We start from the raw sequence: 24,993 nt of genomic DNA on the forward strand, positions 1-24,993 counted from the left end.
GTTTTCATTTAAAGTCATCTAGAGAACACAACGAATATATTGATTACAAATACTTTAAACTTATGAAAAGAATCCGTATGCAATAGGAGGTTTATTATGGATCTGCATTATCTTGAAATATTCAATACCGTTGCACAATATGAAAGTTACAAAAAAGCCTCAGATGTCTTACATATCAGCCAACCAGCTCTTTCTATTCAGATCAAACGTTTGGAAGGACAGATTGGACTAAAGCTTTTTGATAAAATAGGAAATCGGATTTACCTAAATGATAACGGATTATTGCTGCATCAATATACGCAAAAGATTTTTTATATTGTACACGAATTAGAAAATACCATATCAGAAACGAATAAAGTCGTTAATGGAACACTCCTCATAGGCGGAAGTAATACACCAGGTTCCTATATTCTTCCCGATTTACTTGGCCAATTTAAACAACGTTATCCGAACAGTACGTGTAATCTTCATATCAATAATACGTCTACGATTTCTCAAATGATTGCAGAAGGATCACTTGATATTGCTATAAATGGTGGAAACTGTGTTTACAACGACTCCATACATGTAGAAAGAATCTTCAATGATCGTTTAGTTTTGGTAGCTTCTCAAAAAAATCCTGCTGCAAAACAAGATGTTTTGCAACAGGAGACACTTAAGAATATGCATTTTATTGTTCATAATACAGATTCACAGCTCTATACGGCATACCAAACGTTTATTAATAACGTAGGAATTCCAGAGAATATCGCCATGTGCTTAGGCAATATTGATGCCATCAAGCGCGCAGTTAATTCGAATCTAGGAATTTCTCTTTTACCTTATACAGCTGTGAAATTTGAAATACAACATGGATTTTTGCAAGAGATTAACTATTCCATACCATGCAAAAGTTATCCTTATAATTTGATTTATAACAAAAATAAAGTGCTTTCAACCACTTCACGGAAATTCATTGAGTTAATCCATTCTGAATTCCCAATGCTACCTTCTTAGACAGAACAAAGTGTACTTCGTACACTTCGTTCTCCGCGCTGAGCACAGTCAGCTTAAGGGCTTTTGACACCCGCCCCCTATTATATATAAAAAGAGTATCACAAAATGATGTCTACAACTTTTCATCATTTCATGATACTCTCTTTTCAATTACTCATCCGTGCATTGACTCCAATATTTCTGAATCTCACTTTCTGTTAAAGTCTGTACAAAATCCTTTTTAATCTCTAGGAATGTCTGTAACTCATTCATAATGGAGTATAAGATTGCACGACTTTCAAACTCTTCCCTTGTTGTAGGTAGATCATCATTTTCAAACTCTGACTTGATCACATACAACTGTTCCACTAAAACCATGGCATTGTTGTATTCATGGAAATGTTTTGACATTTCCCTTAAAAAATTTGCAATAATATCATGTTGGCGATAACTATGCTTTAACGAATCCACTTCTTTGTATAATCTTTTAAGAACAATACATTGTCTCTTTCGCATCTCCATATATTCCAGATAGTATCTAGTATCACTAATCAGATTATTATTGACATTCTTATATGCTTTCTCAATGGCTTCGTCAACCCGTTTTTCTAAAGACGTAAAACAGAACTTTTCATCTGCCTCTTTTCCTCTCTCTACTAAGTTATCCGCCACTGCCAAGATCAGGTTTCGCATATCCTCTTCCACAGCTGCTTGATCCTTCAAGATTTCCCCTCGCTTGCCAGGCATATAGAGGTTTAAGATGACCCCGCTTCCCATACCAACAAAGAGTAACATGGTTTCATTCTCAATCATTGCAAGATTCATACTTTTTTCCATTAAAAAATGTGTGGTAATAACAGCACAGATAGACAATGCATCCTGTAATCCAAACAGAAAACAAAATAATACAAATAGGAACATATATATGGCGAATACCATGATATGATATCCCCAAATACGAAATACAAGATACGCAATTAATATGGACATAATATATGCAAGAATTCTCTTTCCTGCTACCTGTAATGTTTCCTTTTTCGTTTCTTGTATCGTCAGTAATGTTATGATACCTGCTGATGTACTATAACGCAGGTTCAACCAATTACAGATTATGATTGCCATTGTACTGCCGATTGCAATCTTTATCACTCGTAAAATGTTGTTCTTATTCACTTATATATTCCTTCCAAACCGTAATTATAAACACATATAATAATGCAATTGGTATTACACTAATAAACGCTATGATGATTGACACAGATATGGATAAACTAACATATGCCATATAGATAATTGGTGTAAATAAGATCGAGAGAATCACACCAAAAACAATTAGCATTGCTACGTAACATACTTTCTGAATCTGTGGCTTTTTCTCCAAAAATACGCATACTGCAATTGCAACATATACCATCCACATTGCTGCGGTAAATAGGTATGATAAAGAGACAAATTCCTGCCCCATGACCAACCCTAACGTCAACAAAATTGGTAATTGTCCCATCAATGTGGAAAGTTGATGTTTATTTCTTCTCATTGCTATCCATGTAAAGAATCCGGTTAATACAAATGCCACTCCTATAACAAGGCAGAAAAGCAACTGGGATTCATTCCATTCCCCTTTTGTTTCCACATTCGATAATTTACTCATGGATGGTGCAATGATGACCGCAGCACCGATTCCTGTAAGAATCATGGATATAATGGTAAAAATCGTACTTCTTGCTACAAAACGATAACGAATCTTTTTGCGGATTTTAAAGAAAACAAGCAATCCAATGGCTATCATACTTGTCAAATAGGTAACTAAACTTACTACATTACTAGGTAATACGAGAATTGTATCTCGTAAAAAGTTAAAGAATACTGCACCTTGTCCTTTCTCCGTAACATGTACATGATTACTTCCATAATAGTCCACTAATTCATTCAGTGTATGCATATACTCATAAGCACAACCACGGTTAACATGTTCTGGCGTATCTGCTGTTCGATTATACGTATAAGAACCTTCTAACATAGAAAAGTTCATACTAGGGAATCCTGCATCAGAAAATACCTGAAAATCTGTCTCATGAGGAAGTAATTTGCATAAATCAGCTAAGAAAGAAAAACCTGAGTTTCTTGAAACTGCCTGCTGATACTGTTTTACAATTGTATAGTCTCCCTTTGATGTCTCATAAAGCATTAGGGTTCCATCGGTACCTTGTGCATCAAAGTTCAACACCACATCAACATTCCCTTCTAGCTCTTTATGCGCTTCAAGAAATGCTTTTGCCCCTAAAAGATCAATTTCTTTTCCATCGGTAAATAGAAAATAGATATCATTCGTTAGTGTTTCCTGTTCTTTCATTAAGCGAATTGCTTCTAAAAATGCTGCTGATCCTAATCCTGCACTGGAAGCTCCCGTAGAATCTGGACGGCTATCATAATGGGTAACAAATACGATTGCATGCTCTGTATTCGGTGCATCAAAGGATACAACAATATTATTCATTATCACTTTTGATTCATTCCGCAATCCAATTACATCTTTAACATAGTCAATGAAATCTTTATAGGAATTCTCTTCTAAGAATTTGTTGTTTTCTTCAACCATATCTGGGTATTCTGCCATAGCGTCTTCATAGCTTTTCTTAGCATCATTGGCATATGCATCTACATCAAACTCAAATGGTTCCACCATATATGGTGCCTGTAATTGATCAAGCACACTTGTAATATACTCTTTAACCTGCACATTTGCCTCTGTCCCGGCACTATGCTCCACGCTTCCCATATTCTGAATGTGCGTTAGAACCATATTAAGTGATGATACGCCCTTTTCCATACCACCTAACTCAACAGTAGTTTCTTTGAATTTCTTTGGTGTCTTCGATTCTGTGATCTGTAGGAAACCAATTCGCAGAATAATACCAACAAACACAACCATTGCTAAACAATAGGCTGCATTTCGTATAATCTTCTTGTTCATTAAATACTTTTCCTCCAAGTTTAGTTATTATCCTGTTGCAGTGACATCATAAGCAATGGGATTAACTGTTTCTTTCTTGACACTACCCCTTCTAGGATGACTTTTTCATCAGGATTACTGATATTAAATGCATTGGTTACTAATTCCTTTGCACCATTTCCTTCATATATCAGTTCCGTTGTTTCTTGTAAGATATTTGTAAGCATGAAGAATAACATCTCTACCCCATGATCTCTAAATGCTTTTTCTAGATAAGGTACTAATTTATCTTTTATCTTCTCAAGTTCTTCCTGATTCATCGCAGTAATTTGTCCCACACCGAATGTAAGATCATTGGTGGTAAATTTCTTGAAATCTTGATAGAAGATTTCTTCTGGTGACTTACTTAGCAAATTGCTACCAGCTGTAAACATTTCCTTGGCATAAGATTCAATCTCAATTCCTGCAATCTTCGCCAAATCCTTTGCTGCCATTTCATCGATTGGTGTGCAAGTTGGTGAACGGAAAACCAACGTGTCAGATAATATCGCAGAACACAATAGACCTGCAATTTCTTTTTCAATTGGTATGGCATTTTCCTGGAACATCTGATAAACGATTGTCGATGTACAACCCAGTGGCTGGTTACGAAAATAGACGGGACTCATAGTTTCTATACTACCAATACGATGGTGATCGATAATTTCTAATATGTCTGCCTCTTCTAATCCATCTACCGCCTGTGAACGTTCGCTATGATCCATTAAAATCAGTTGTTTTCTCTTTGCATCTAATAAATTACGTCTTGATATCATACCGATGAATTCCCCTGTTTTTTTATCCAATATTGGGAAATCACGGTGTCTCTTCTTAGCCATAACCGCCCGTATATCATCAATAAAATCTTCTGTGGTAAATGTGATCAGGTTCTCTTGTTTCATAAAGAAACTAATCGGCATACTTTGATTGACCAAACGAGCTACCGTATACGTATCATATGGTGTTTTGATAATGGTACACTCTTTATCTTGTGCTAATTTGGTAATGGTCCTTGATACAGGAGCACCATCACACACAATAATACATTTGGCATTCATTTCAATGGCACATAATTGTGATTCATACCGATTTCCAAGAATGACAACATCATTTTTTTCAATATAACTTTCCATTAAATCCGGATTAGCCGCCGCAATCAGTACTTTTCCTGTTTCAATTACCTTTTCTGCATCCCCTGCAATTAATTCCCCTTGTAATGTATCAAGAATATTCGCAATTGGTGTTTTAGCAGTAGACAAGATTTTATTATCATAAACATTCATGTACGATTTGGTTATATCTCCAATAGTGATCAATCCGATCATATGATCATCTTTCTCTACGACTGGTAAGGTAACAACACTATTCTCTGTCATCTTTTCCCATGCACGTCTTATGGACATATTTCGGTTAATTCCTTGGATTTTTCTTATCTCAATATCTTTTACCTGCGTACGTACATCTGGTAAATATCCTGGTTGATTTACACCAAAATACTGTAAAACAAATTTTGTTTCTGAATTCACCTGACCTGCACGTTTCGCTTTATACTTCTCTCCTGTTAATTTTCGTTTTAAATCTGCATATGCAATGGCAGAACAAATGGAGTCGGTATCTGGGTTACAGTGTCCTATTACATAAATTGTCTTGTTCTTTGTTTCTTCACTCATATATACTCCTTCTATAGTACAACATCTCTTAGTTACATTTTTCCATGGTCTTGCTTGCATTATGCATTTTCTTAATCAATAATATCCTCTTTCTTAATTATATTGGTTACATTTTGCGTAAAATTACCTTCTTTTGCCTGTTTCATCAAAAGAAGCATGTTTTTTGTCTCAGCACGCTTAATTACCTCTGCTGTATATTCTTTTACCTTATCAAGGATTTCTTTGTAAGGCGTAATACGGTAGATTCTCTCCACCTTCGCTTCTAACTCTTCTTTTGCATCTGGATCTACTTCGTATTCCTGTTGATGAATCATACTATATGCAAATCCAACAATGTCCTTTGCTGTATAATGTGGAAGAATGATCCGATGGGTCATATATTCCCGTATTCTTTCTTCTCTTCCAAGTAAATTCTCCATCTGTCTTGTTTCATCTTCTAATATAACTAATATATGATCCTGATAAATCTCAATCATCTGCAATACAGCGGCAACGGTTTTCCCTTCCATCTTGCCTGCTTCCTCTATTACAAGTGTTCCATCGGCAAGTGGCTCCATCTTTTCAATCAGGTTGATTTGATTTAACTTTTCTGCTTTTATCTTTGCTACCTTTTTGGTTGGAATTCGATTTAACTTCCACATGGTAATGGCAATTGCTCGAGCAAGAGAAGTCTTGCCTGTTTTCTCTTCTCCACAGATCATAAAGTTATTACATTCTTTTCTCGGTTCCATATTCTCCAATATAGATAGAATTTGATTCTTTAAAGAATCATTCTCTATATAATTTTGGAATATCGTATTCAGATTAACACCATACGCATATGTCGTGTCACCATCTTGAACAATGTCCTGTGTGTCATGACGATACGTCTGAATCACATCCGTTGTTTGCAATTGCTGCATCTTCTCTTTCATCCGCTGAAGTTCTTCATTTGTTAGCAACTGTTTTTCAGCCAATTCTTCACTTGTATCTGATACTACTGTTTCTTCCCGTTCTTCGTTTGATTCTGGTACTACTGTTTCTTCCAGTTCATTCTTTATTTCTGGTACTGTCTGTTCTTCCAGTTCTTTATTTATTCCTGGTACTGTCTGTTCTTCCAGTTCTTCCTTTGTATCGGATACTACTGTTTCTCCCAGTTCTTCGTTTATTTCTGGTACTACTGTTTCTTCCCGTTCTTTCTTTATTTCTGGTACTGTCTGTTCTTTTAGTTCTTCCTCTGTCCTAGCTACTGGGTTTTCTTCTACTTTTCCATACGTATCTTCAGGATTCTTTTGTTCTACAGGAATCTGATCTACATGAACCAACTGCTCTTCTCCATATTCTGTTGATTCCATAACCTTATTCAGACTGTCGCGACTTTCTTCTTGTAGATCAATTGCTTTTTCAAGTTGTTCTTTCTCATATTCGACAAATCCATGTTGTACTTGTTCCATATGTTTTTCTGCTGCTACTAACTCTTTTTCAATGGACTCTACTTTCTTGCTCTCATTATTCAGTTCGCTCACACGGGCTTTCACTTGCTTGATCACATCTGGGGTAAGCAGATATTCTCCTGTTAACCCCCCTTCATTAGCTTCCGGATATATTTGATTCTCTTCTTCTGATTCTATCTTATCTTCTAGATAGCCTTGCCCTTCTTCAGGTATTGCATTTCCTTCAGAATATACTTGTTTCTCATCATATTCCATATTATCCTCATATGCTTGTTTCTCTTCATATTGCATATGATTTATTGACTCGTCTTGCTCCTCTACAGCATCCGTTGGATCAGTATTCCATAATGGATTCTCCATTTCCTCTGTTTGCGCAACATACGTTTTCTCATCAATACTATGGTATTCTACTTCTTCCCCGCTCCTTGCTGCTTGTTCACTTTTACGATATAATGCATCATTATCATATTGCATGTTATCTGTAACTGTACGGTCAATGTCAACTGGTGATGGATTTTCATTTTCCACAGGTACAGGATTGTTTCCACGACGCTGTTTAACCTGACGGATTACTTCTTCCAAGCTTCTAGTAGCATCAAATTCTCCTGGAGCAAGATTATCCGTGATACTAAATCCACTGGTGTAATGTTCTTTCAGTAATCTTGCCTTATCCACAATAATTCCTTGTCCAAACCAAAGGATCAGATCACTACATTCTTCTACACATTTATCTACTTGCCCTGTCTTATGATAGAGTTTGGCTAATTCATATCCCCACTCTTCCATGTAATCTTCCTTTTTCAATTGTTCCAATGTATCAATTCTCTGTGCATATGGTACATGACTCGCTTTTTGAATATGATAACGAAGTACAAAACGGTATGGATCTCTTGGCGCAATGCGAATATATTCATTATAATATTCTTGTGTTTCCTCCATATTTTTCATCTTTATAGATACATCAATCAATTGTTCCAGAATTCTTCTTGTACATGACTTTTCATAGATGCGTAATAAAATCTCCATTGCATCTTCATAATCCTCATTACTGATCAATACTTCTGCAATAACTGATAGATCTGACATGCTCCGAATCTTATCTACATTCAAAGTTTCCAGTATCTTCATCGCTTTCAGATACTGCTTTTCACCAGCAAGCCGTTTAATTTCTTTCATCTTTAGACTGGAAGCATAACGTTCCATTTATCGCACCTCCATATGCATCCGCAGAACACCCAAACCAATCATTCACTTTTCACCATCTTCTAGTTCCACGTTGTTTCTCTATATTTAAGTAGACAGATTCTCCCCTGTTTTCTTATAATTCTACGCTTTCTTTGTTATTATAGCATTTTCTGTATACGGAACACAAGAGACCTTTTCGATGAACCAAAAATTTCATGAAATAATCATACTTTGTACGATTTCCTACTTCCTAAAATACAAAAACAATGTTCCATTATTGCTTTTACTCTCTCTACAAAATTCACTATGTAGTTATTTCATTTCTTGTACATGAAATACTAGCAGTTTACCATTTCCCCATATAGTAAAAGAGCGATACTTCAAGATTAATCGCATCTTAAAGCATCGCTCTTTTTTTACACCAGAGGAAATGTTTCAACTCATTACCATTCCAACACAATAGGCGGACAAGAGGCTTCCCTTCTCCTGACAGGCCTAATCTATTTATACTTTGTCTTTTGGCGGTCTCACATTGAAGGTGAGTGATTGTTCTTCTAGCACTCTGGTGTAATAAAATAATCGAAGAAATCAATTTGGTGCCTTCAATTCCGCACGAAACAAGAACCGTATAACCAATCAGAACACTTTATTATATTAAAGTATAGTAAAAATGTTACTATTTGTCAACAATTTTTCCTGTTTAATTATAAAATAAAGGATTCGCTTCAAAATATCTAGAAAACATAGTTACAAATAAAGAAACGCTTATTCAAACAAACTTGTCTGTTCATACTGTAATGGGATATATTCTACTTCAGAAGTATCCACACTGCTATGGTAATCTACAACAACGGTTTGCTGTTTTTGTTCATTCAGTCGTTGTCCAAGTATATAATTAACATCAAATTTGCCTGTGATGGCAGGTGTTGTTCCTCTTGCTGGGACAATCAACTGTACGTGGTTCATCTTCAGTAATTCAAAGATTGGCTCCCATATATAGATATCCTTTGCTGCTCCGAATGGATTATCAATAAAAATAACCTTACGCAGTCCTGTATTATCCATATTTCCTGAATTCATGTAGGTAATATAATTAACAATTGCAATCAAGAACTGAATATAGATACCTTGGGATTGTCCTGTACTACCAACCGCTTCCTCATAACGCAAATGTCTACTCTGTTCTTTAATACGCTCTCTCTTATATAAAGTAAGTTTAATGCGATTCATATCCGTGACAATTACAGCAAATAATCGTTTTAAGGATAACGCTGCTTTAATATAGGCAATTTTATCTCGATTGCTGTCCTGCTCATCAACACCCGCTACAATGGAATCGATATAATCAGACATTCTCTGCTTCTGTAACTCTTCTTCCACATAAGATATACTTAAACCGATCATCGGAATCTGTTCATTATCTAACATGATTTTTGACAATTTTGGTAATCTCTCTAATGCAGCTTTTACATGATCGCATCTCTGTAGACATTGGTTTTCAAAGCTTTGCTTGATCCGTTCCATATCTTCTAGTCCTTGTTCCACACGGTTTCTTTCCAAACGGATACATGCACATACTTCTTCTAAATTATTTTGCAACATTGCAGATTCTTCTAATGACTTAGGAACTTGAACACCTTCTCGCAATTCTTGTGCCAGTTCATATCCATGCAATAACTCCAATGTTTGTGCTGTCTTCATCACCTGTTGGCTGAATTCTTCTCTCTTTCGACCAATTTCCTTAGCAGTGGATTCCAACGTACGTCCTAGTTTCTGAACATATACTGTAATATCTGCAATTGGATTGCCCTCCTCTACCACACATTTGGCAAGTTCTAATTGTCGGTAGATTCGTTCCATATCTTCTTTTGCATTCTCACACACTTTACGTTCCTGTTCCTTTTGCTTCAAATCCTCTTGTCGTTCTTTGATCGTTCCTTCTAATTTCTGCAGAGCTGTCTTCTGTTCTTCCATATCCATACTTGGTTGAACTTGATCAACTGCTTTACCGAATTCTGTACCAAACTTCTCTTCCCCAACAACTCGAGCTTCTTCTATCTTACCACCCAATTGATGCATGAATGCTTTCTTATTCTCTAAATCCTCACGCAACTTAGACAGAACAGACTCCTGTCTTAACAGATCTGCATTCTCACTTTGCAACATATCTTCACTGATTCCAGTTAGCGTATGTGACTGCTTCATCTCCTCTAATGTTGCAAGACTGATTTTTCTCTTGGCAATTGCTTTCAAGCTTCGGTTCATCGCATTAATATAGGAATTCAGTAGACGTTCCTTATCACCTAGGTCACTGTATTCTTTTTCAAATGCATCTTTCTTACCACGGAATCTTGCATCAATTTCTTCCTCTGTAAGAGACAATTTCTCAAACGGTTCCTCTTTGTAGTATGGAAGGTAGGTAGTTATCCACTGTTGCGCTCCTTGAGATAGCTGTTTATCCACAGTATCCACTTGTACTTTCCACTGTCTTTCCTTTTCACTCCAGGAATCCTTTGTTTCACAGACTTTTTTATAATGTTTCTCTAATTCATCATAAGCTTCCCATAATTGTTTGCTTTCCTGTTCTAATTGCTGTTTTTGATCTAGGATTTGCTGTAACTTTGTCAATTGAAGCAACTCTTCCTCTTGTTCATCAAGACGCTTTACATACTCATTTACTTTGTTCTCCAACTGCGCGACCTGAGCCATATCTTTTTCATAGGAAGTGACCACCAGCTGAATCGTTCTCTCCATCGCAACTAACTCTTCTGTAATCTGTTCCCGCTCTTCTTGCATCTTCTGGTATTGTTCTAGATCCTGCTTCTTGAAGTAGCGAACTTGATCCATATCCTTTTTCAAAACATCTTCCTGTGCTTCTAACTTTCTGAGGTTTTCTTTTTCTTCCTCCAATTCCGAACGAACGATGCTTTCTTCCTCTGCCATACGATCTTCACGGTAGAATAATTCATCCTCTTTCATGGCAAATGTAATGGTATCTTTTGATAAATGTAGTTTTCCTTGTTTGATTTCTTCAAGATTTAGTATTGGTATGGCATATGGTCCAAAATCTTTGCGACGGAAATATCGATCCTCCAGTAACATCTCATAATCCCGCATAATGATCAATGCATATGGAAGAAGTGGAATCTGTTTTAATAGATTCTCTCTTTCTTTTTCTGATAAGGTCTGAAGATAAGCGGTTCCCGTAGTAACTTGGTCGTGATAGCGTTTTCCTAGATATTCTTTTACCTTGTTAAGACCTTCACTATCAACATCTAAATTTCGATCCATTAATTGTGTCAGATACCGTTCATTTACTTGTATTTTTTCTTTACATTTCACCATCTGTGTTAGAAGTGCTTTATATTGTTCCTCTAACTCTTCTAGACAATGCTCTTTGGATACAACATGGTAGATTGCTAACAGCTTTTCATATGCTCTCTTCCGTTCCTCAAAGGCCTGCATCCAGTTTTCACAATCCTGTTGCTGCTTGCATAAGCTTTGCTTCTTTTCCTCCGCCTTTTGCAACTCCAACTTTTGTGATGCCATGGTTTCCATCTGTTGTTCAATTTCCTGTTTCCATTCTTCAACCTGCGCCTTGTCAACCTCTTGTTGTTTCTTTCCTTCTTCTATCGCATTCTTCGTTTCCTCTAAGAAGAGCAGATTCACTTGTTTCCGCATCTGCTTCACTTCTTGTTCCATCTGTTCCAACTTCGCATTTGTTATATTGTATTGATTTTCTTTAATGGCACGTTGTATATCTAGATTTCGTTCTTCTTCACTGGATTCTTTCCAGAGTTCTTGTGCTTCCAGCCATTTTGCCGTAATCTCTTGCTTGGTTGCTTCTAACTCCTCCTGTTTCTGCTCCCAAAGAATCTTTTTATTGTATGCCAGTTGATTCAGTTCTTCTACTTCTACTTTACTTCCATCTTTGATAATATCTAGAGACTCCTTCAGTTCATCACGATTTCGTTTTTCCTCCAGATACTCCAGATAGTCATTCATGCTTTCTTTTAAGGAGATCTCATTCTGTTTACGATTTAATAGGTCATTCTGTAAGGTAATCTCTTTTTCTAATTTTTCAATTTCTCCGAGAACTTCCTTTAACAGTTCTTCATTCTTTCTCAATTTAACTGCTTCAACCGTAATTTCCAATTGCTTTTTCTTTGCATCTAATGCATCGATTTCTTCCATGACCAACGTATACTCTTCCTGTTGGTCCTTCAAACAGTTTTCGTTGTATTGATACGCATAATGTAAGTTATTCTTTTGTTCTTGTTCTTTACTATATACATGATCCAGAACACCTACTCGTTCCTTCAGGCCTTCCATAATCTCTATCTGCCGGTCGTATAGATTCACTGCTGCTTTCTTCTGGGATAATTCAATTAATTTATCCTTAATACTTAGCAGCGTTCCAGCCATAGTTTCCTCGTTTTCCTTCCCTTCTGCATTTTCCAGATAACGATTGTATGACTTTTGAATAATCTCCTCAATCAACAGGTCTTCCACAACTTTTCTTGTTGTCTTATAATTTGTCTCAAAGTAGGTACGAACATGTCCCTCTGTTTTGTTGATTCCTCGAATGATCTCCCATTCACTTTCATAGATTCCGTAATTACTAATAAACTGCTGGTACTCGCCTTTTCGATCAAACACTTCCACCTTCAAACCAGGTTCACGTTGTAGATCTTTCAGATATTGCTTGAGCCCTGAATAGGTTACCCTTTCATTCTCATTGATCAAAGGAAGGTTCCGAATATCATTCTCATTATATTCTCTGTAGAAGATACAATACGTAAAATAATCAATGGAAGCGGTCTCTTTTTCCTCTTGAGAAGTTCCTTTTCTTGCACAGAAACCAGTGGTCATGTACTGAAATCCATCCTTAATATCCTCATCATTCAACTTCCACTCAATCAAGGAATGAATGGTCGAACTGCCCTGAGAAGTACGGAATAATTTCTCTACAGGCTGCTTATCATCTAGGGTACAATTCGGTATAACTGTCTGTAAAAGCAGCAACATTAATACACTCTTCCCACCACCGTTGGCAAGATCATATAGCATGTTCTTTCCATAAGGTTTCATCATAAAATCATCATAATACTGTGTACCAAAATTGTATTTGACATTGTTCACACGCAAGCGATTAATATGAGGCATTGTCGATCTCCTCCTTTGTCATGATCTCGTATAAGCGCCCCCGCTCCTCTTCAAAATATCTTGTTATGACAGCACGAAATCGGTCTGTAATATAATACCGTTCCTCCATCTCTAAGAATAAGGACTGGGATAGCAAGAAATTAAACACCATCTTCAGATACCCATAACGGGAACCTCTAGATGCTTTTCCTCCCATATTTTCTTCATTGGCTACACTTGGAAGTTCATCCCATAAGTTTGCAATGGCCTCAAAGCTATTTTCCTCTAATTCACTCAAGCGAAACTGCTCCATATTGGAGATTACATTATGTAATCCTGCGTCTACCGCCTTCATGATATCTTCAATCTTCACATATTCGGTATACGTATAGCTTCCTGATTGGGTATAAAACTTTGTAATAATCTGATAAATGATGAAATAGCAAAGATATAGTTCTTTATTCAAACGAACCCCTAATAAACGGCGAAGTTCTTCATTGGTATATCCAAATACATGGTTATGATTTCCCGCCGTTATAAAGAGAGATTCATTATACTCATACAATTTTAGATTCATCTGCGTAAGCATCGTATCCAGCAGATTCGATACTTCTGCATGATCTCGATACTCTTTGTATAGCTCAGCATTCTTTCCACTTCTGACGCTAATCTCTTCTCCTGCAATTAACTTTCCAAAAAGCTCCATTGCCTTTTCAAAACTATGGTTATCCATGGACATGTTCTACTCCTTTCTGTCCCTTTTGTTCCCCTTCTGTTTTACAATTACAGAATTCTATATTGGAAGTGAAAAAGCTCTCTTTCTCTTCACCCGACACTCCCTGAATATTCTCGATCAAATCCTCACTAAAATCCTTGGATAGGTTGATTCGAAAATGTAGGTTCCGATACTTTTCATTTTCTGGCAACCTCAGCAGATCTGCAATGATTCCCTCTAAAAAGGTATCTGGTTCCTTCTCGATCTCCCATAATCGATACTCCCGTTTTTGACACAAATGTACAAAAAACGAATAATAATCACTATTACGAAAGATATCATCAAAATACTTGATTTCTAGCTTCCGATTAAAAGCACGTAGATCAAACCGCTCCTTTACAAGCAACTGATCAAATAACGTACGGGCAATTGAAACAAAGTTCCGGTGAATTCTCTTGTCCGCTTCTTCATCTTCATATTGATAGTTTGTCGTTTCCGTCTCTTCAACCTTCTCCGCTTGCTCTTCTGCATTCTGCGGATAGGTAATCAGATCCTCAATTCCGGACAGATTCCAGGTTTTGCGTATATTAGGAAGTAGCAATGGTTCTACTATCAATTTCAACATACTTGTATCTTGTTTTGCACGAATCTTGCCCTCGTAATCACGGAAATCAAACGTTGCACGTAATTTATTAAATTTGGCTGTACGTAACATCTCATCTGCTTTTTTTTGTAGATCTATACAATCTGTTAACAGCTCATTATGTTTTCCAATTGCTTTTAATAATTCTTTCTCTAAATCATGAACCTCCTGTAACGAACGACGATATGCATCTGTAGCACCCTCGTCCTTACTACTGAGTTCCGCCTTTTCTACGGCTTTCCTTATCAACTCCGTATTTTTCTGAAATAACTTTTGCTCCTCATCAAACCACCGCATACCCGTTTTCACAAAACTGTCGTATGCCGACATTCCTTCAAATACATCATTGCTAAGGACTTGAATTACTTCATTCTTTCTTAAGCGAAGCATCGTTACCTCATGATTAATGCGACGAACCACCTGAATTCCCGCAGCGAAATCATTGGAACGTATCATCTTCTCCAAAAGCAGTTGTTCTATATTAATCTTACTTTCATCCTTAATCTCTTTTGTATCAAGATAAAATTCGATGGCATCGGAGGTCAGTGTATACGTAACCTGCCCTTCATTTAACTGGCTATTGATCAACTTTACACGGGTCACTTTTTTCTTACGATCTGCCGGATCATAATAATCCATATAAAATGGCTTTCCTTCATTATGAATCTTATCAAAAATATATCCGATCAACTCTTTTGTATCCTCAGAGGAGGAAGGTATCTGAAAATCCCGTTCCAATAATTCATATAGAAATGCGGCATATTTACCATATGTCACTTCCATATTATTAAAATTATTCTCCTCTATAAAAAACCGCAATACCGCCATTAATACATATCCCATATCAATGTCAGCATACTTTCCTTCCTTATACAATGTTAGAGAAGAATCCTTTATCTTAAAAAATGGATAGTATTTTTTTAGATTCTGCATTCGCTCATAATGAAAATCCAAAACTTCTTGAATCAAACCTATCCCTCCTTCTTCTTCGATCAATTCTTTCAAAATACGCTACCTTTTATCATACCATATTTCTTTCAAACTGCCTAGAACAAATACATGGATCTACACAACTCAAAAAGCTCTATGCCAAGCGTTCGAGCAGGTATAAACACCTAGCATCGCAAGCTTAACATAGAGCCTTATCGTATGATAATCCTTTAAACGTGCATAATTTCCTTGTAACTATACAAAGCCTTTCTCGAAAACAATTTGTATTCGCTTTGAACAATTACTGCTCGTTGTAAAAATCTCTTGTTGCAATTAATTCTTCTGTTAAATCAATTTTCTCTTTTTCTAGCGCTTTATAACGCAATTCGATTTCATGAATCTTCTTTGCATGTTCACGGTTGAATCGATTCATGGCTTCTGCAAATAACGGCTGGGCCATTAAACGATCACGAATCTTTTTGTTGAATGGACAATACATTGCTAAAAGTTCACGTACATATTTGTTTAATCGAATAGCTCCTTTTGATTCATTCTTAATCCAGTTCACATAATCAATAACAAAGATTTCACGGGAATTGTTCTTTCCTTTTTGAATCTGTAACTTGATTCTTTCTTTCGTTTCCGGTGATAAATCTCTATTCTTCCGGTAAAACTGAATATAATCTACATATTCTGAGGTAAGAGATTTGTACTTAATATTATTCCAAGCCGTTCCCTGTATACTTCTACACAATTCCCAATGGAATCTTCCCAGTACTTTAACCAACATATCTTGGATATCCACCTCTGCAAAGCATGGAAGTAAGAAACGACCGCTTGTATCCCTCTTCTTCCCTGTAATCTCCTGCCACATAACTCCATTGATACCTGCAGTCGGCAAAAGAATAATTTCAGGAAATACTTCTTTTTGTATATACTCTTTTTCAATATTCTTTTCATGATCATAATATAAAGTCTCACGATAAAATACCGAGTAATCGATGTCTCGTAATTGATTGATCTCATAATTCACTTTTGCAGCTGTAACAAATGTATCTCGCAAACTCTTTATGAATAACTCCTGATGTAAAATTGGTACAAAGAAAGAAACTTGTCCATTTACAAGACGGTTATTACACTGGAACATATTTATAATCTCATAATTTAATTTTTTACTTTGATCTGCTAACAACGCTTTTTCTTCCGCCTGACTCATATGAACGGATTTCTTCATTTCACGAACAGATTCAATATAATCGAGATCGAATTCACTCTTAGAAGGTTCTCTTCTACCTTCGTAGATTTCAATCAACCAATCTCGAATGTTGTATACTTTACAAGGAATACTCTCCTCCACTTGATTGCCCAGACTATATAATTCTACTAATTGCTCTTTTGATAGTAGTGTTTCATCTAAAAATCCATAACGAAGGAATAGGTCAATCACCTTATCTGTATTCTTTTCCTGGTATGCCCTTAGAAAAACAGCTTGATAGATTGGATAGAACATTTTTGATATTCCTCGACGAATGGATCTGGCTTCATCTGATGAATCAAATTTATCCGAAAGATTTCTAAATGCAATTACATATTTTTTCATGTCCATAGCTTCTTCCACACTGATTCCAGAGTAATCTAGAATCTTTTTCATGGAATCATGTAACTCATTCAAAACCATCGTCTGGTCTACTTGCTCATGTTCCTCTTTTTCTTCGTTCTTTTCTATTTCTGCTGCTGTTCCCGTTAATAGAATGGAGTACAATTTCTCCATCTTTTCTCTATTAATAGAAACAACACGACCTGTTTTTGTTGATAATAATTTTTCTGCTTTATTGATTTCCTCAATCAACTGGTCAACCATAGCATCTAAATTATCATTCTTTCTGCCAAACTTATGTACATCAATGGCAACATTAATTGCCTGATAGAATAAGGACTCACTGGATTCGCTAATCATGTATTCTAACAATTGACTGATGTATACGGCACGTTCTGTCGCTTCTGTCATATATAGGATATAGTCTTTTGCTATTTCATTTACATGATGTTTTGTTAATTCTTCTCCACAGCTAAAAAATGCTTTTTGAATATCAATTGGGACTTTACTTAACGTCTTGTAGTATTCAATATTTGCATGATTTCTTAGGACTTCAGCTGGAAATGGTTCTAGTGTCTCCAAAGAATCAATAGGGCTTACACGATAACCCACTTTTGTTGATAAAACTTTAAATTCATTGTATGCATTATTAAGAAACTTATATAAATGCTGTACTGCAAGATCAAATTCTACATAAGTCTTCTGCATATCTACTAGACTTCTTGATACCCCCGCAATCAATAAGCCTGCATAATCTTTATTCGTTGCAAGAATATCCTTGATCCTGCTGCTATCCTTTACTTCAAAGGGATACAATACCACATCTTCATATGCAATATAGTTGCTAATCATCCTTCCTGCGTATAAATCTGTAATTCCTATGAAGCTACCGGAACCGACAACGGTTCTTGAACCATCATTTTGAATCAATACACGACCTTTTAGCACAAGACATATTGTTGATAGGGCTTCATGCTCCCCATAGATTTCTGTTCCTTTTACTAGCTGATTAACTGTGTGTGGATTAAGAATCGCTCCCATTATATCACCTCGAAATTATAATATTATGTCTCTAGTGTACTGCCACAATCAGATTCATAGATAATGTAAGTAGCTCGGCTGAATCTATATGTGTTGATACACGAGTACCTTGCCATATTACTATTATTATAATCCATTGTACGCAGAACATCAAAGTATATTTCTCACATTTTGATGAAATAGAGCGAAATTATAGATATTCGGGACTATATTACCAAAAAAGAAACCACTGATTCACAAAAAGGGAATCAAGTGGTTTCTTTTCTACTTTTATATTCAATTAATTGTAATCTATATTGTAATCCGTGCGCCTCGCTTCGAATATCCACCATAGACGTTACCTTTCTAGTTAACTCGGCCCAGGCACCCTTACGGCACACAAGAGTTTTCGCTTAGTGCTGCTCCATTCCTGACCTGACACGGTTCACGAATTCTTGTTGCGCAAGACCCAGACGTCAACATCACTTTTAAAGGGCAGCTCTACAAAAGAATACCCTCAGACGAGGCATCACCCCTGCTGTAGCGGATTGCAGGTACAGGGCACCGCTATCTCCCCGGCTGCACGGAAATTTTATGACGTATTAAAATCTAACTATTTAATTGTTCTTGTAGCAATTTAGGCTACATTCAGATATTCAGTATACACAATCATCTCCGTATTGTCAACCTATTTTCTTCCTACCTTATTCGCCCTTTTTCTTTTCTTCTCGCAATCGTCTAAAGAATGCTTTTAGCATACTGGTACATTCTTCTTCCATTACTCCTGTTTCTAATTCTACTTGATGATTAAATTCCTCCATCTGTAGAAGATTTAAAACAGAACCTGCACATCCCGCCTTAGCATTCATACTCCCCACTACAACTCTTTTTATTCGCGCTTGCACAATGGCTCCTGCACACATCTGACAAGGTTCTAACGTCACATACATCGTACAGTCCTCTAGTCTCCAATCTCCCAGTACTTTACTTGCTTTCTTGATTGCTAATAATTCTGCATGAGCTAATGTATTCTTATCTATATTTCGGCGATTGTATCCACGGGCTATAATCTGATCTTGATATACAATTACACAACCAATCGGCACTTCATCGATCTTATCCGCTTTTTTTGCTTGTTTTAATGCTTCTTTCATATATTTTATATCTGTCATATTCTATTCTCCTATATGGTATTGCTTGCGTGCTTTACATTAAAGTCTGTAACGACTATACTGATATTACAACCTATCCCTATCATAGCATAAAATTGTAGAAGAAGGAACTGGCAGTTCTATTGAATGGAAGCCATAATCGGAGGAATACCCATGCAAATTCATGGTTTTAATAAAACTACATTACTTGATTATCCAGAGCATCTTGCAGCAACTATCTTTCTTGGGCACTGTAACTTCCGCTGCCCTTTTTGTCATAATGCCTCTCTGGTTCTTGCACCAGAAAAGCAGCCCACCATTCCCGCTGTGGATGTAATAAACACCTTAAAGGAACGGCAAGGTATTCTAGAAGGTGTCTGTATTACTGGTGGAGAGCCTACCCTAACACATGACCTTCCAGATTTTATTGCTCAGATTAAAGATTTAGGGCTAAAGGTCAAACTAGATACCAATGGTAGTAATCCCCTTATGCTTTCTTACTTGCTTGATCAACATTTATTAGATTATGTCGCAATGGATATAAAAAATTCAAAAGAGCAATACAATAAAACAATAGGGTTAAGTTCTTCTTGTATGGACCAGGTCATAGAATCCATATCCTTATTGAAGCAAAGCAATCTTCCATATGAATTTCGGACCACAATTGTCTCCGAATTTCATCGTATGGACGATATCCTCTCCATTGGTGAATGGCTTCACGGTTCTCCTGCTTATTATCTGCAGAAATTCATCGACAGCGGTAACCTATTACAAAATGGTCTGCATGCAGCTTCTCGGGAGACAATGCTTGCCTACAAGGAAGCACTGAAACCTCATTTTAAAGTGGTAGAGCTACGAGGTATGGATTAAAGAGCCTAAATTACAAGACGCTCTAATCATCATTTAAGAAAGTAGGAAGGATCAATGAAACTATATTACGAAACCAATCGATTACAACTCCGCGTCCTCACTAGTAGCTACGCAGAAGAGGTACTTGCATTTTACGAAGAGAATAAAGATTACTTTAATCGTTGGGAACCAGATCGTGTTCGTTTGTTTTATACAAAAGACTTTCATCGCGCCAACTTGGTTTATGAATATAATGAAACGGTAAAACTCCACTTTCTACGCTTCTGGCTTTTTGAGAAGACGAATCCAGAAAAGATTATTGGAAGCATTTGCTTTCAGAACTTTCAGAAGGGTTCCCTAATGACTTGTACGGTTGGGTATAAACTAGATCACCGTTATACGGGACGAGGATATGCAACAGAAGCCCTTGAGAAAGCCCTTTCGGTTGTATTTAACGAATTAGGTTTTCATCGTATAGAAGCACTCATCCACCCAATGAATGAGCCTTCTATTGAATTAGCGGAACGTTTGCATTTTGAATTTGAGGGTATCGCCAAGTCGTGCATCCGATTAAATAAAAAATGGACTGACCATCTGCGTTATGCATTGATCAATCCATTGGAATTGTAAGCTATACGTTTACATATTTACGGTAACATACCAGTACCCAAATCCCCCAGTTTTTTGTTCTTTTGCTTTGGAACTCTTAAATTGTGTAAACCCAAACATTTTCGCCATAAATTTCTCTCGGTTCTGGTAGATCCCTGGAACACCTAAGATATACTCTTCCCCCGTTTCCGTCTTACGTTTTGCAAAAATCAGATGCCGAAAATTATAATATCCATGAAGAAGAAAACTGTTGTTTCCAAGTACCCAATTTTCTATTGGGAATAGTCCAATATCTCCTGGTTCGATTCGTACACAAGATAAGATTTCATTGTCTTCAAATGGATAGATCGAAGGGTATTTCTGCAGAATTCGTTCTGCTGTGGTTATTTTTTTCTTTGCTACCTCTTCAAGTTTGGCATTCCATTCTTTTTCATTCTCTATCCCATAAAAGGAACGATATTCCGTGGATTTTTCCTTCCTTTCTGTACGAGCTTGTTTTGTAGCATCTGTTTGTGCCTCACTTACTAGCATTTCTTCAGACTCTGTTTGTCTTGCACTCTCTTCTTGTCTTGCGCTTTCTTCTTGTCTTGCACTATCTTCTCGTCTTGCGCTTTCTTCTTGTCTTATACTTTCTTCTCGTTTTGTGCTGTCTTCTTGTCTTATACTATCTTCTCGTCTTGCACTCTCTTCTCGTCTTGTGCTCTCTTCTTGTCTTATACTTTCTTCTCGTCTTGCGCTTTCTTCTTGCCTTATACTTTCTTCTCGTCTTGCACTCTCTTCTTGGCTGACGATTTCTTCTTGCCTTATACTTTCTTCTCGTCTTGCACTCTCTTCTTGGCTGACAATTTCTTCTTGACTGACACTTTCTTCTTGGTTTTCATTTTCTATTTGTTTTATATTTACGGTTGCTTGTTTATCCTGCTGCAGTATCGATGTCTGCTTTCTAGGTTCTGGAAAACCGGATTCTCTGCTCCGATACCAGTTAATAAAACGATAGCCTACCAACTTCGCTGCTTCTGGTGATATTGGTATCTCTTCTTGTTGTAGAAATGATTTAGACGTGTTATGTTCAATCTCAGAGGCACACAATTCCTCCTGTACGCCATCACCACTTCTGTCCATATGTATTTCTCTGTCTTTTTCCCGTTTGGCAAATGTATTACCTTTATTGAATGATCCATTCTCCTCTTTACAAAACCGTTCTAGTCCTTCATCTATACTGCGAAGAATACTTTTTACAATTTCTTCTTGGCTTCTGGTAACCGCCTCTTCCGCCACCTTCATCTGTTCCTGATACGCCTGTTCATCTCTAACAACTTCCATAAGGTTTTGGTCTATTTTGCCCAACTCTACAACTTTTTTCTCTTTTCGATTGGTCTTATTAGGGTTTGCTTCTACCTCAGCCACCACCGTCTTGGTTCGTCCTTCTTTCATCGGTCTCCATGCATCTTGTTCCTCATTATCCCGAACCTCGTCCCACTGAATCAGCCGATCCATCTCAATTCTTTGATCATCCCATTCTGTTCCATAAAATTTGTCCAAAGAATAGAACAAAAGCAACCCGCCTAAACGATCAAAAGAATACCCTGTATTCATGACATTTTCCGAATTGGTTATTCCTTTCCATTCGAATACGCCATTTTTAACCGTTGATTCTGCTAATATGATTTGAATCATTTTTCTTTTCTCGCGGTAAAATACATAAATACGTAATTTTTGACCATTTAGACTGGTTGCTTTACAGCTTATAGTAAACTTGCATTGTCCATTGCGAAGTTCAATCTTCGCAAACCCTACATTATTCTTTTTTATCCCTTTTTCATAATTATAAATGTATGAAATCAGTCTTCGATAATCAGCCACTCCACTCATCCTTCCTTTTTGACCATATGAAGAATCTCTCCTTAAATGATCCTTCCGAACGCAATTCTTATGCTTTATATATATTCAAAAAGGTTGTCCATTATGTCAGTTTTTTGTGAAAATATGCTATTGTTTATTCTATTGTATAAATCATTGCTTATACAAGTCTGCTTTTTCTTCTTAAGCCTGCATACGACTGATCGCATTACTTAGTTTTGCAAACTGTTGAAGATCCAGCGCTTCTCCTCGAATGGTTGGAGAGACATCAAGCTTCTCAATGGCTTTGATGATTACTTCCTTATCAACATGGATTTCTGGAGAGTTGTTCAATCCATTTACCAATGTCTTTCTTCGTTGATTAAAAGATGCACGAATCAAACGAAACATTAATTTTTCATCATCCACTTGTACCGGTATTTCTTTATGGGTCGTTAAACGGATTACCGCAGAACCTACATTTGGTCTAGGCATAAAGCAATTTGGTGGAACATTGGCTACAATATATGGTTCTGCATAATATTGTACTGCTAATGACAATGCGCCATAATCCTTTGTACCTGGTCCAACCTGCATACGATCTGCCACCTCTTTTTGTACCATTACGGTAATATTATCAATTGGAACATGGCTCTCGAATAGTCCCATAATAATTGGTGTTGTAATATAGTAAGGTAAATTGGCAACCACTTTAATCGGTTTCCCTTGATTTTTTTCCTGCGCAAGTTTATTAATATCAACTTTCAGAATATCTTCATTCAATACCGTAACATTATCATAGGAAGATAGCGTATTCTTTAAGATTGGAATTAAAGCTGTATCAATTTCAACTGCAACAACTTCTCTTGCATGTTCACAAAGATATTGTGTCATTGATCCAATTCCAGGTCCGATCTCTAATACAAAATCATCTTTCGTTACACCTGCTGCCGTCACGATTTTCTCTAACACATGGGTATCAATTAAAAAATTCTGGCCAAATTTCTTTTGAAATACAAAATTATACTTTTTCAATACTTCAATAGTATTCTGTGGATTTGCTAATTTATTACTATGATCCATTCCGTTTTCCTCTATCTTTCTTTTTTCCTCTACTTCTCTTGCTTCATTTTCTCTTATTGGTCACACGTATTCAATTACTCACTTTAGCTTTGGATATAAGCTTCTTGCATTTTTCTCTGTTACCGCTATCACTTTTTCAACATCTATATCTTTCAGTCGAGCAATTTCCTGTACTACGTATGGAATATTCTTTGAAGAATTCCGTTTCCCACGATTTGGCTCTGGTGCTAGATATGGACAATCTGTCTCCAATACAAGCGCCTCGATTGGTGCATAAGAAACTACCTCTTTGATTGTCTTTGCGTTCTTGAAGGTTACCACTCCACCAATTCCTAGGAAAAATCCCATATTCAGATATTCTCTTGCCATCTCAACGGAATAAGAATAGCAATGAATTACTCCTCCGATTTCTCCTGCTTTCTGTGCCTTCATCATATCAATTGTATCCTTTGCAGCATCACGACTATGAATGATCATAGGCAGTTTGACTTCTCTTGCCAGATCCATCTGACAGTCAAACCATTGTTTCTGAACAGAAGGTTCAGGTTCATCCCAGTAATAGTCTAATCCGATCTCACCAATTGCAACAATTTTAGGCAGTTGTGCCATCTTTTTTAACTCTATAATCTTCTCCTGCGATAATTCTGCGGTACTGTTGGGATGTACACCAACTGCACCATACAAAAAAGAATATTTCTCTGTTAATGCAACTGTCTGTCTAGAGCTATCCATATCCGCTCCTACATTTACAATACGGGTAATTCCATTCGCTTCCATAGAAGTTAAAAGTTCTTCCCGATCTATATCAAATTGTCCATCATCATAATGTGCATGTGTATCAATGATCATTTTATCTGTCCTTTCAAGCCACTTTTGTTCTTATTCCATTTCTAATATTATGATGTAAGGGTCAAAAGGTCATATCACGTCATGTTTTCAATAATACATATGACGTGACTATTGGTTTTGATGTCCTCAACACTACTTCATCTTTCCTTATTATAACCAAGAGATATAGAACTTACAAGGATTTCTTCCTCTCGTGAATTACTTACATAGATAATCCATTCCCTAATAGAGGAAAGTCAGCTTCCGCTGACATCTACCTTATGTGCGAAAAAGAGCCTTTGTTCCGTAGACGCGATCTCTACGTTACA

15 protein-coding genes and 1 other RNA gene are annotated in these 24,993 nt (G+C 36.7%); 3 read left to right on the top strand and 13 right to left on the bottom strand.

Features of this window, described 5'->3' with window-relative positions; translation table 11 throughout:
* Nucleotides 1–96: 96 nt before the first annotated feature.
* Entirely contained in the window at nt 97–996 is a 900-nt protein-coding gene (locus HBB17_RS09030; RefSeq protein WP_167957150.1) for a LysR family transcriptional regulator, read from the top strand.
* 150 nt (nt 997–1,146) lie between these two features.
* Here HBB17_RS09030 and HBB17_RS09035 read toward each other — a convergent pair whose 3' ends face one another.
* The 10 genes from HBB17_RS09035 to tadA all read right to left on the bottom strand — a co-directional run bounded on the left by HBB17_RS09035 (nt 1,147) and on the right by tadA (nt 19,477).
* Nucleotides 1,147–2,148 (bottom strand): aromatic acid exporter family protein, encoded by a 1,002-nt coding sequence (locus HBB17_RS09035; RefSeq protein ID WP_167957151.1) that lies wholly within the window; start codon nt 2,146–2,148, stop codon nt 1,147–1,149.
* Nucleotides 2,141–3,949 carry a M28 family metallopeptidase gene (locus HBB17_RS09040; RefSeq protein WP_167957152.1) on the bottom strand — a complete coding sequence of 603 codons (1,809 nt, stop codon included), beginning with the start codon at nt 3,947–3,949 and terminating at the stop codon, nt 2,141–2,143. The genes HBB17_RS09035 and HBB17_RS09040 overlap by 8 nt, the downstream gene beginning before the upstream one ends.
* Nucleotides 3,950–3,969: 20 nt before the next feature.
* Entirely contained in the window at nt 3,970–5,637 is a 1,668-nt protein-coding gene (locus HBB17_RS09045) for a putative manganese-dependent inorganic diphosphatase (protein WP_167957153.1), read from the bottom strand.
* Between the two features lie 71 nt (nt 5,638–5,708).
* Entirely contained in the window at nt 5,709–8,273 is a 2,565-nt protein-coding gene (locus HBB17_RS09050) for an ATP-binding protein (protein ID WP_167957154.1), read from the bottom strand.
* 747 nt (nt 8,274–9,020) lie between these two features.
* Entirely contained in the window at nt 9,021–13,421 is a 4,401-nt protein-coding gene (locus HBB17_RS09055; protein ID WP_167957155.1) for a coiled-coil domain-containing protein, read from the bottom strand.
* Nucleotides 13,408–14,133: a DUF6063 family protein gene (locus HBB17_RS09060; RefSeq protein ID WP_238483711.1), complete on the bottom strand. Its 726-nt coding sequence runs from the start codon at nt 14,131–14,133 to the stop codon at nt 13,408–13,410. Before HBB17_RS09060 ends, HBB17_RS09055 begins: the two co-directional genes overlap by 14 nt.
* Entirely contained in the window at nt 14,126–15,727 is a 1,602-nt protein-coding gene (locus tag HBB17_RS09065; RefSeq protein WP_167957157.1) for a hypothetical protein, read from the bottom strand. Before HBB17_RS09065 ends, HBB17_RS09060 begins: the two co-directional genes overlap by 8 nt.
* Before the next feature lie 262 nt (nt 15,728–15,989).
* On the bottom strand, nt 15,990–18,326 hold the full coding sequence (locus HBB17_RS09070) for a cyclic nucleotide-binding domain-containing protein (protein ID WP_167957158.1): 2,337 nt from the start codon (nt 18,324–18,326) through the stop codon (nt 15,990–15,992).
* Nucleotides 18,327–18,629: 303 nt separating this feature from the next.
* Nucleotides 18,630–18,892, bottom strand: an RNA gene (gene ffs / locus HBB17_RS09075) — signal recognition particle sRNA large type.
* Between the two features lie 117 nt (nt 18,893–19,009).
* On the bottom strand, nt 19,010–19,477 hold the full coding sequence (gene tadA / locus HBB17_RS09080; protein WP_167957159.1) for a tRNA adenosine(34) deaminase TadA: 468 nt from the start codon (nt 19,475–19,477) through the stop codon (nt 19,010–19,012).
* Nucleotides 19,478–19,603: 126 nt separating this feature from the next.
* On the opposite strand from tadA, the gene HBB17_RS09085 reads away from it, so the two are divergent.
* Together HBB17_RS09085 and HBB17_RS09090 are read left to right on the top strand one after the other, a co-directional pair.
* Entirely contained in the window at nt 19,604–20,326 is a 723-nt protein-coding gene (locus HBB17_RS09085) for an anaerobic ribonucleoside-triphosphate reductase activating protein (RefSeq protein WP_238483712.1), read from the top strand.
* A 54-nt stretch (nt 20,327–20,380) separates the two neighbouring features.
* Nucleotides 20,381–20,935, top strand: a complete 555-nt coding sequence (locus HBB17_RS09090) for a GNAT family N-acetyltransferase (protein ID WP_167957160.1) — start codon at nt 20,381–20,383, stop codon at nt 20,933–20,935.
* Between the two features lie 9 nt (nt 20,936–20,944).
* Here HBB17_RS09090 and HBB17_RS09095 read toward each other — a convergent pair whose 3' ends face one another.
* The 3 genes from HBB17_RS09095 to HBB17_RS09105 form a co-directional block, all read right to left on the bottom strand.
* Complete coding sequence (locus tag HBB17_RS09095) at nt 20,945–22,777, bottom strand: DUF6128 domain-containing protein (RefSeq protein ID WP_167957161.1); 1,833 nt, start codon at nt 22,775–22,777, stop codon at nt 20,945–20,947.
* A 180-nt stretch (nt 22,778–22,957) separates the two neighbouring features.
* Nucleotides 22,958–23,836, bottom strand: a complete 879-nt coding sequence (rsmA, locus tag HBB17_RS09100; RefSeq protein ID WP_167957162.1) for a 16S rRNA (adenine(1518)-N(6)/adenine(1519)-N(6))-dimethyltransferase RsmA — start codon at nt 23,834–23,836, stop codon at nt 22,958–22,960.
* Between the two features lie 78 nt (nt 23,837–23,914).
* Nucleotides 23,915–24,685, bottom strand: a complete 771-nt coding sequence (locus tag HBB17_RS09105) for a TatD family hydrolase (protein WP_167957163.1) — start codon at nt 24,683–24,685, stop codon at nt 23,915–23,917.
* Between the last annotated feature and the right edge of the window lie 308 nt (nt 24,686–24,993).

It is taken from the genome of Anaerosporobacter faecicola (assembly GCF_012070565.1).
Classification (GTDB): domain Bacteria; phylum Bacillota; class Clostridia; order Lachnospirales; family Lachnospiraceae; genus Anaerosporobacter; species Anaerosporobacter faecicola.

Coding starts and splice junctions, on each gene's coding strand:
- HBB17_RS09030 (WP_167957150.1), top strand. CDS start 97: ATGGATCTGCATTATCTTGAAATATTCAATACCGTTGCACAATATGAA.
- HBB17_RS09040 (WP_167957152.1), bottom strand. CDS start 3,949: ATGAACAAGAAGATTATACGAAATGCAGCCTATTGTTTAGCAATGGTT.
- HBB17_RS09045 (WP_167957153.1), bottom strand. CDS start 5,637: ATGAGTGAAGAAACAAAGAACAAGACAATTTATGTAATAGGACACTGT.
- HBB17_RS09050 (WP_167957154.1), bottom strand. CDS start 8,273: ATGGAACGTTATGCTTCCAGTCTAAAGATGAAAGAAATTAAACGGCTT.
- HBB17_RS09055 (WP_167957155.1), bottom strand. CDS start 13,421: ATGCCTCATATTAATCGCTTGCGTGTGAACAATGTCAAATACAATTTT.
- HBB17_RS09060 (WP_238483711.1), bottom strand. CDS start 14,133: ATGGATAACCATAGTTTTGAAAAGGCAATGGAGCTTTTTGGAAAGTTA.
- HBB17_RS09070 (WP_167957158.1), bottom strand. CDS start 18,326: ATGGGAGCGATTCTTAATCCACACACAGTTAATCAGCTAGTAAAAGGA.
- tadA (WP_167957159.1), bottom strand. CDS start 19,477: ATGACAGATATAAAATATATGAAAGAAGCATTAAAACAAGCAAAAAAA.
- HBB17_RS09085 (WP_238483712.1), top strand. CDS start 19,604: ATGGAAGCCATAATCGGAGGAATACCCATGCAAATTCATGGTTTTAAT.
- HBB17_RS09090 (WP_167957160.1), top strand. CDS start 20,381: ATGAAACTATATTACGAAACCAATCGATTACAACTCCGCGTCCTCACT.
- rsmA (WP_167957162.1), bottom strand. CDS start 23,836: ATGGATCATAGTAATAAATTAGCAAATCCACAGAATACTATTGAAGTA.
- HBB17_RS09105 (WP_167957163.1), bottom strand. CDS start 24,685: ATGATCATTGATACACATGCACATTATGATGATGGACAATTTGATATA.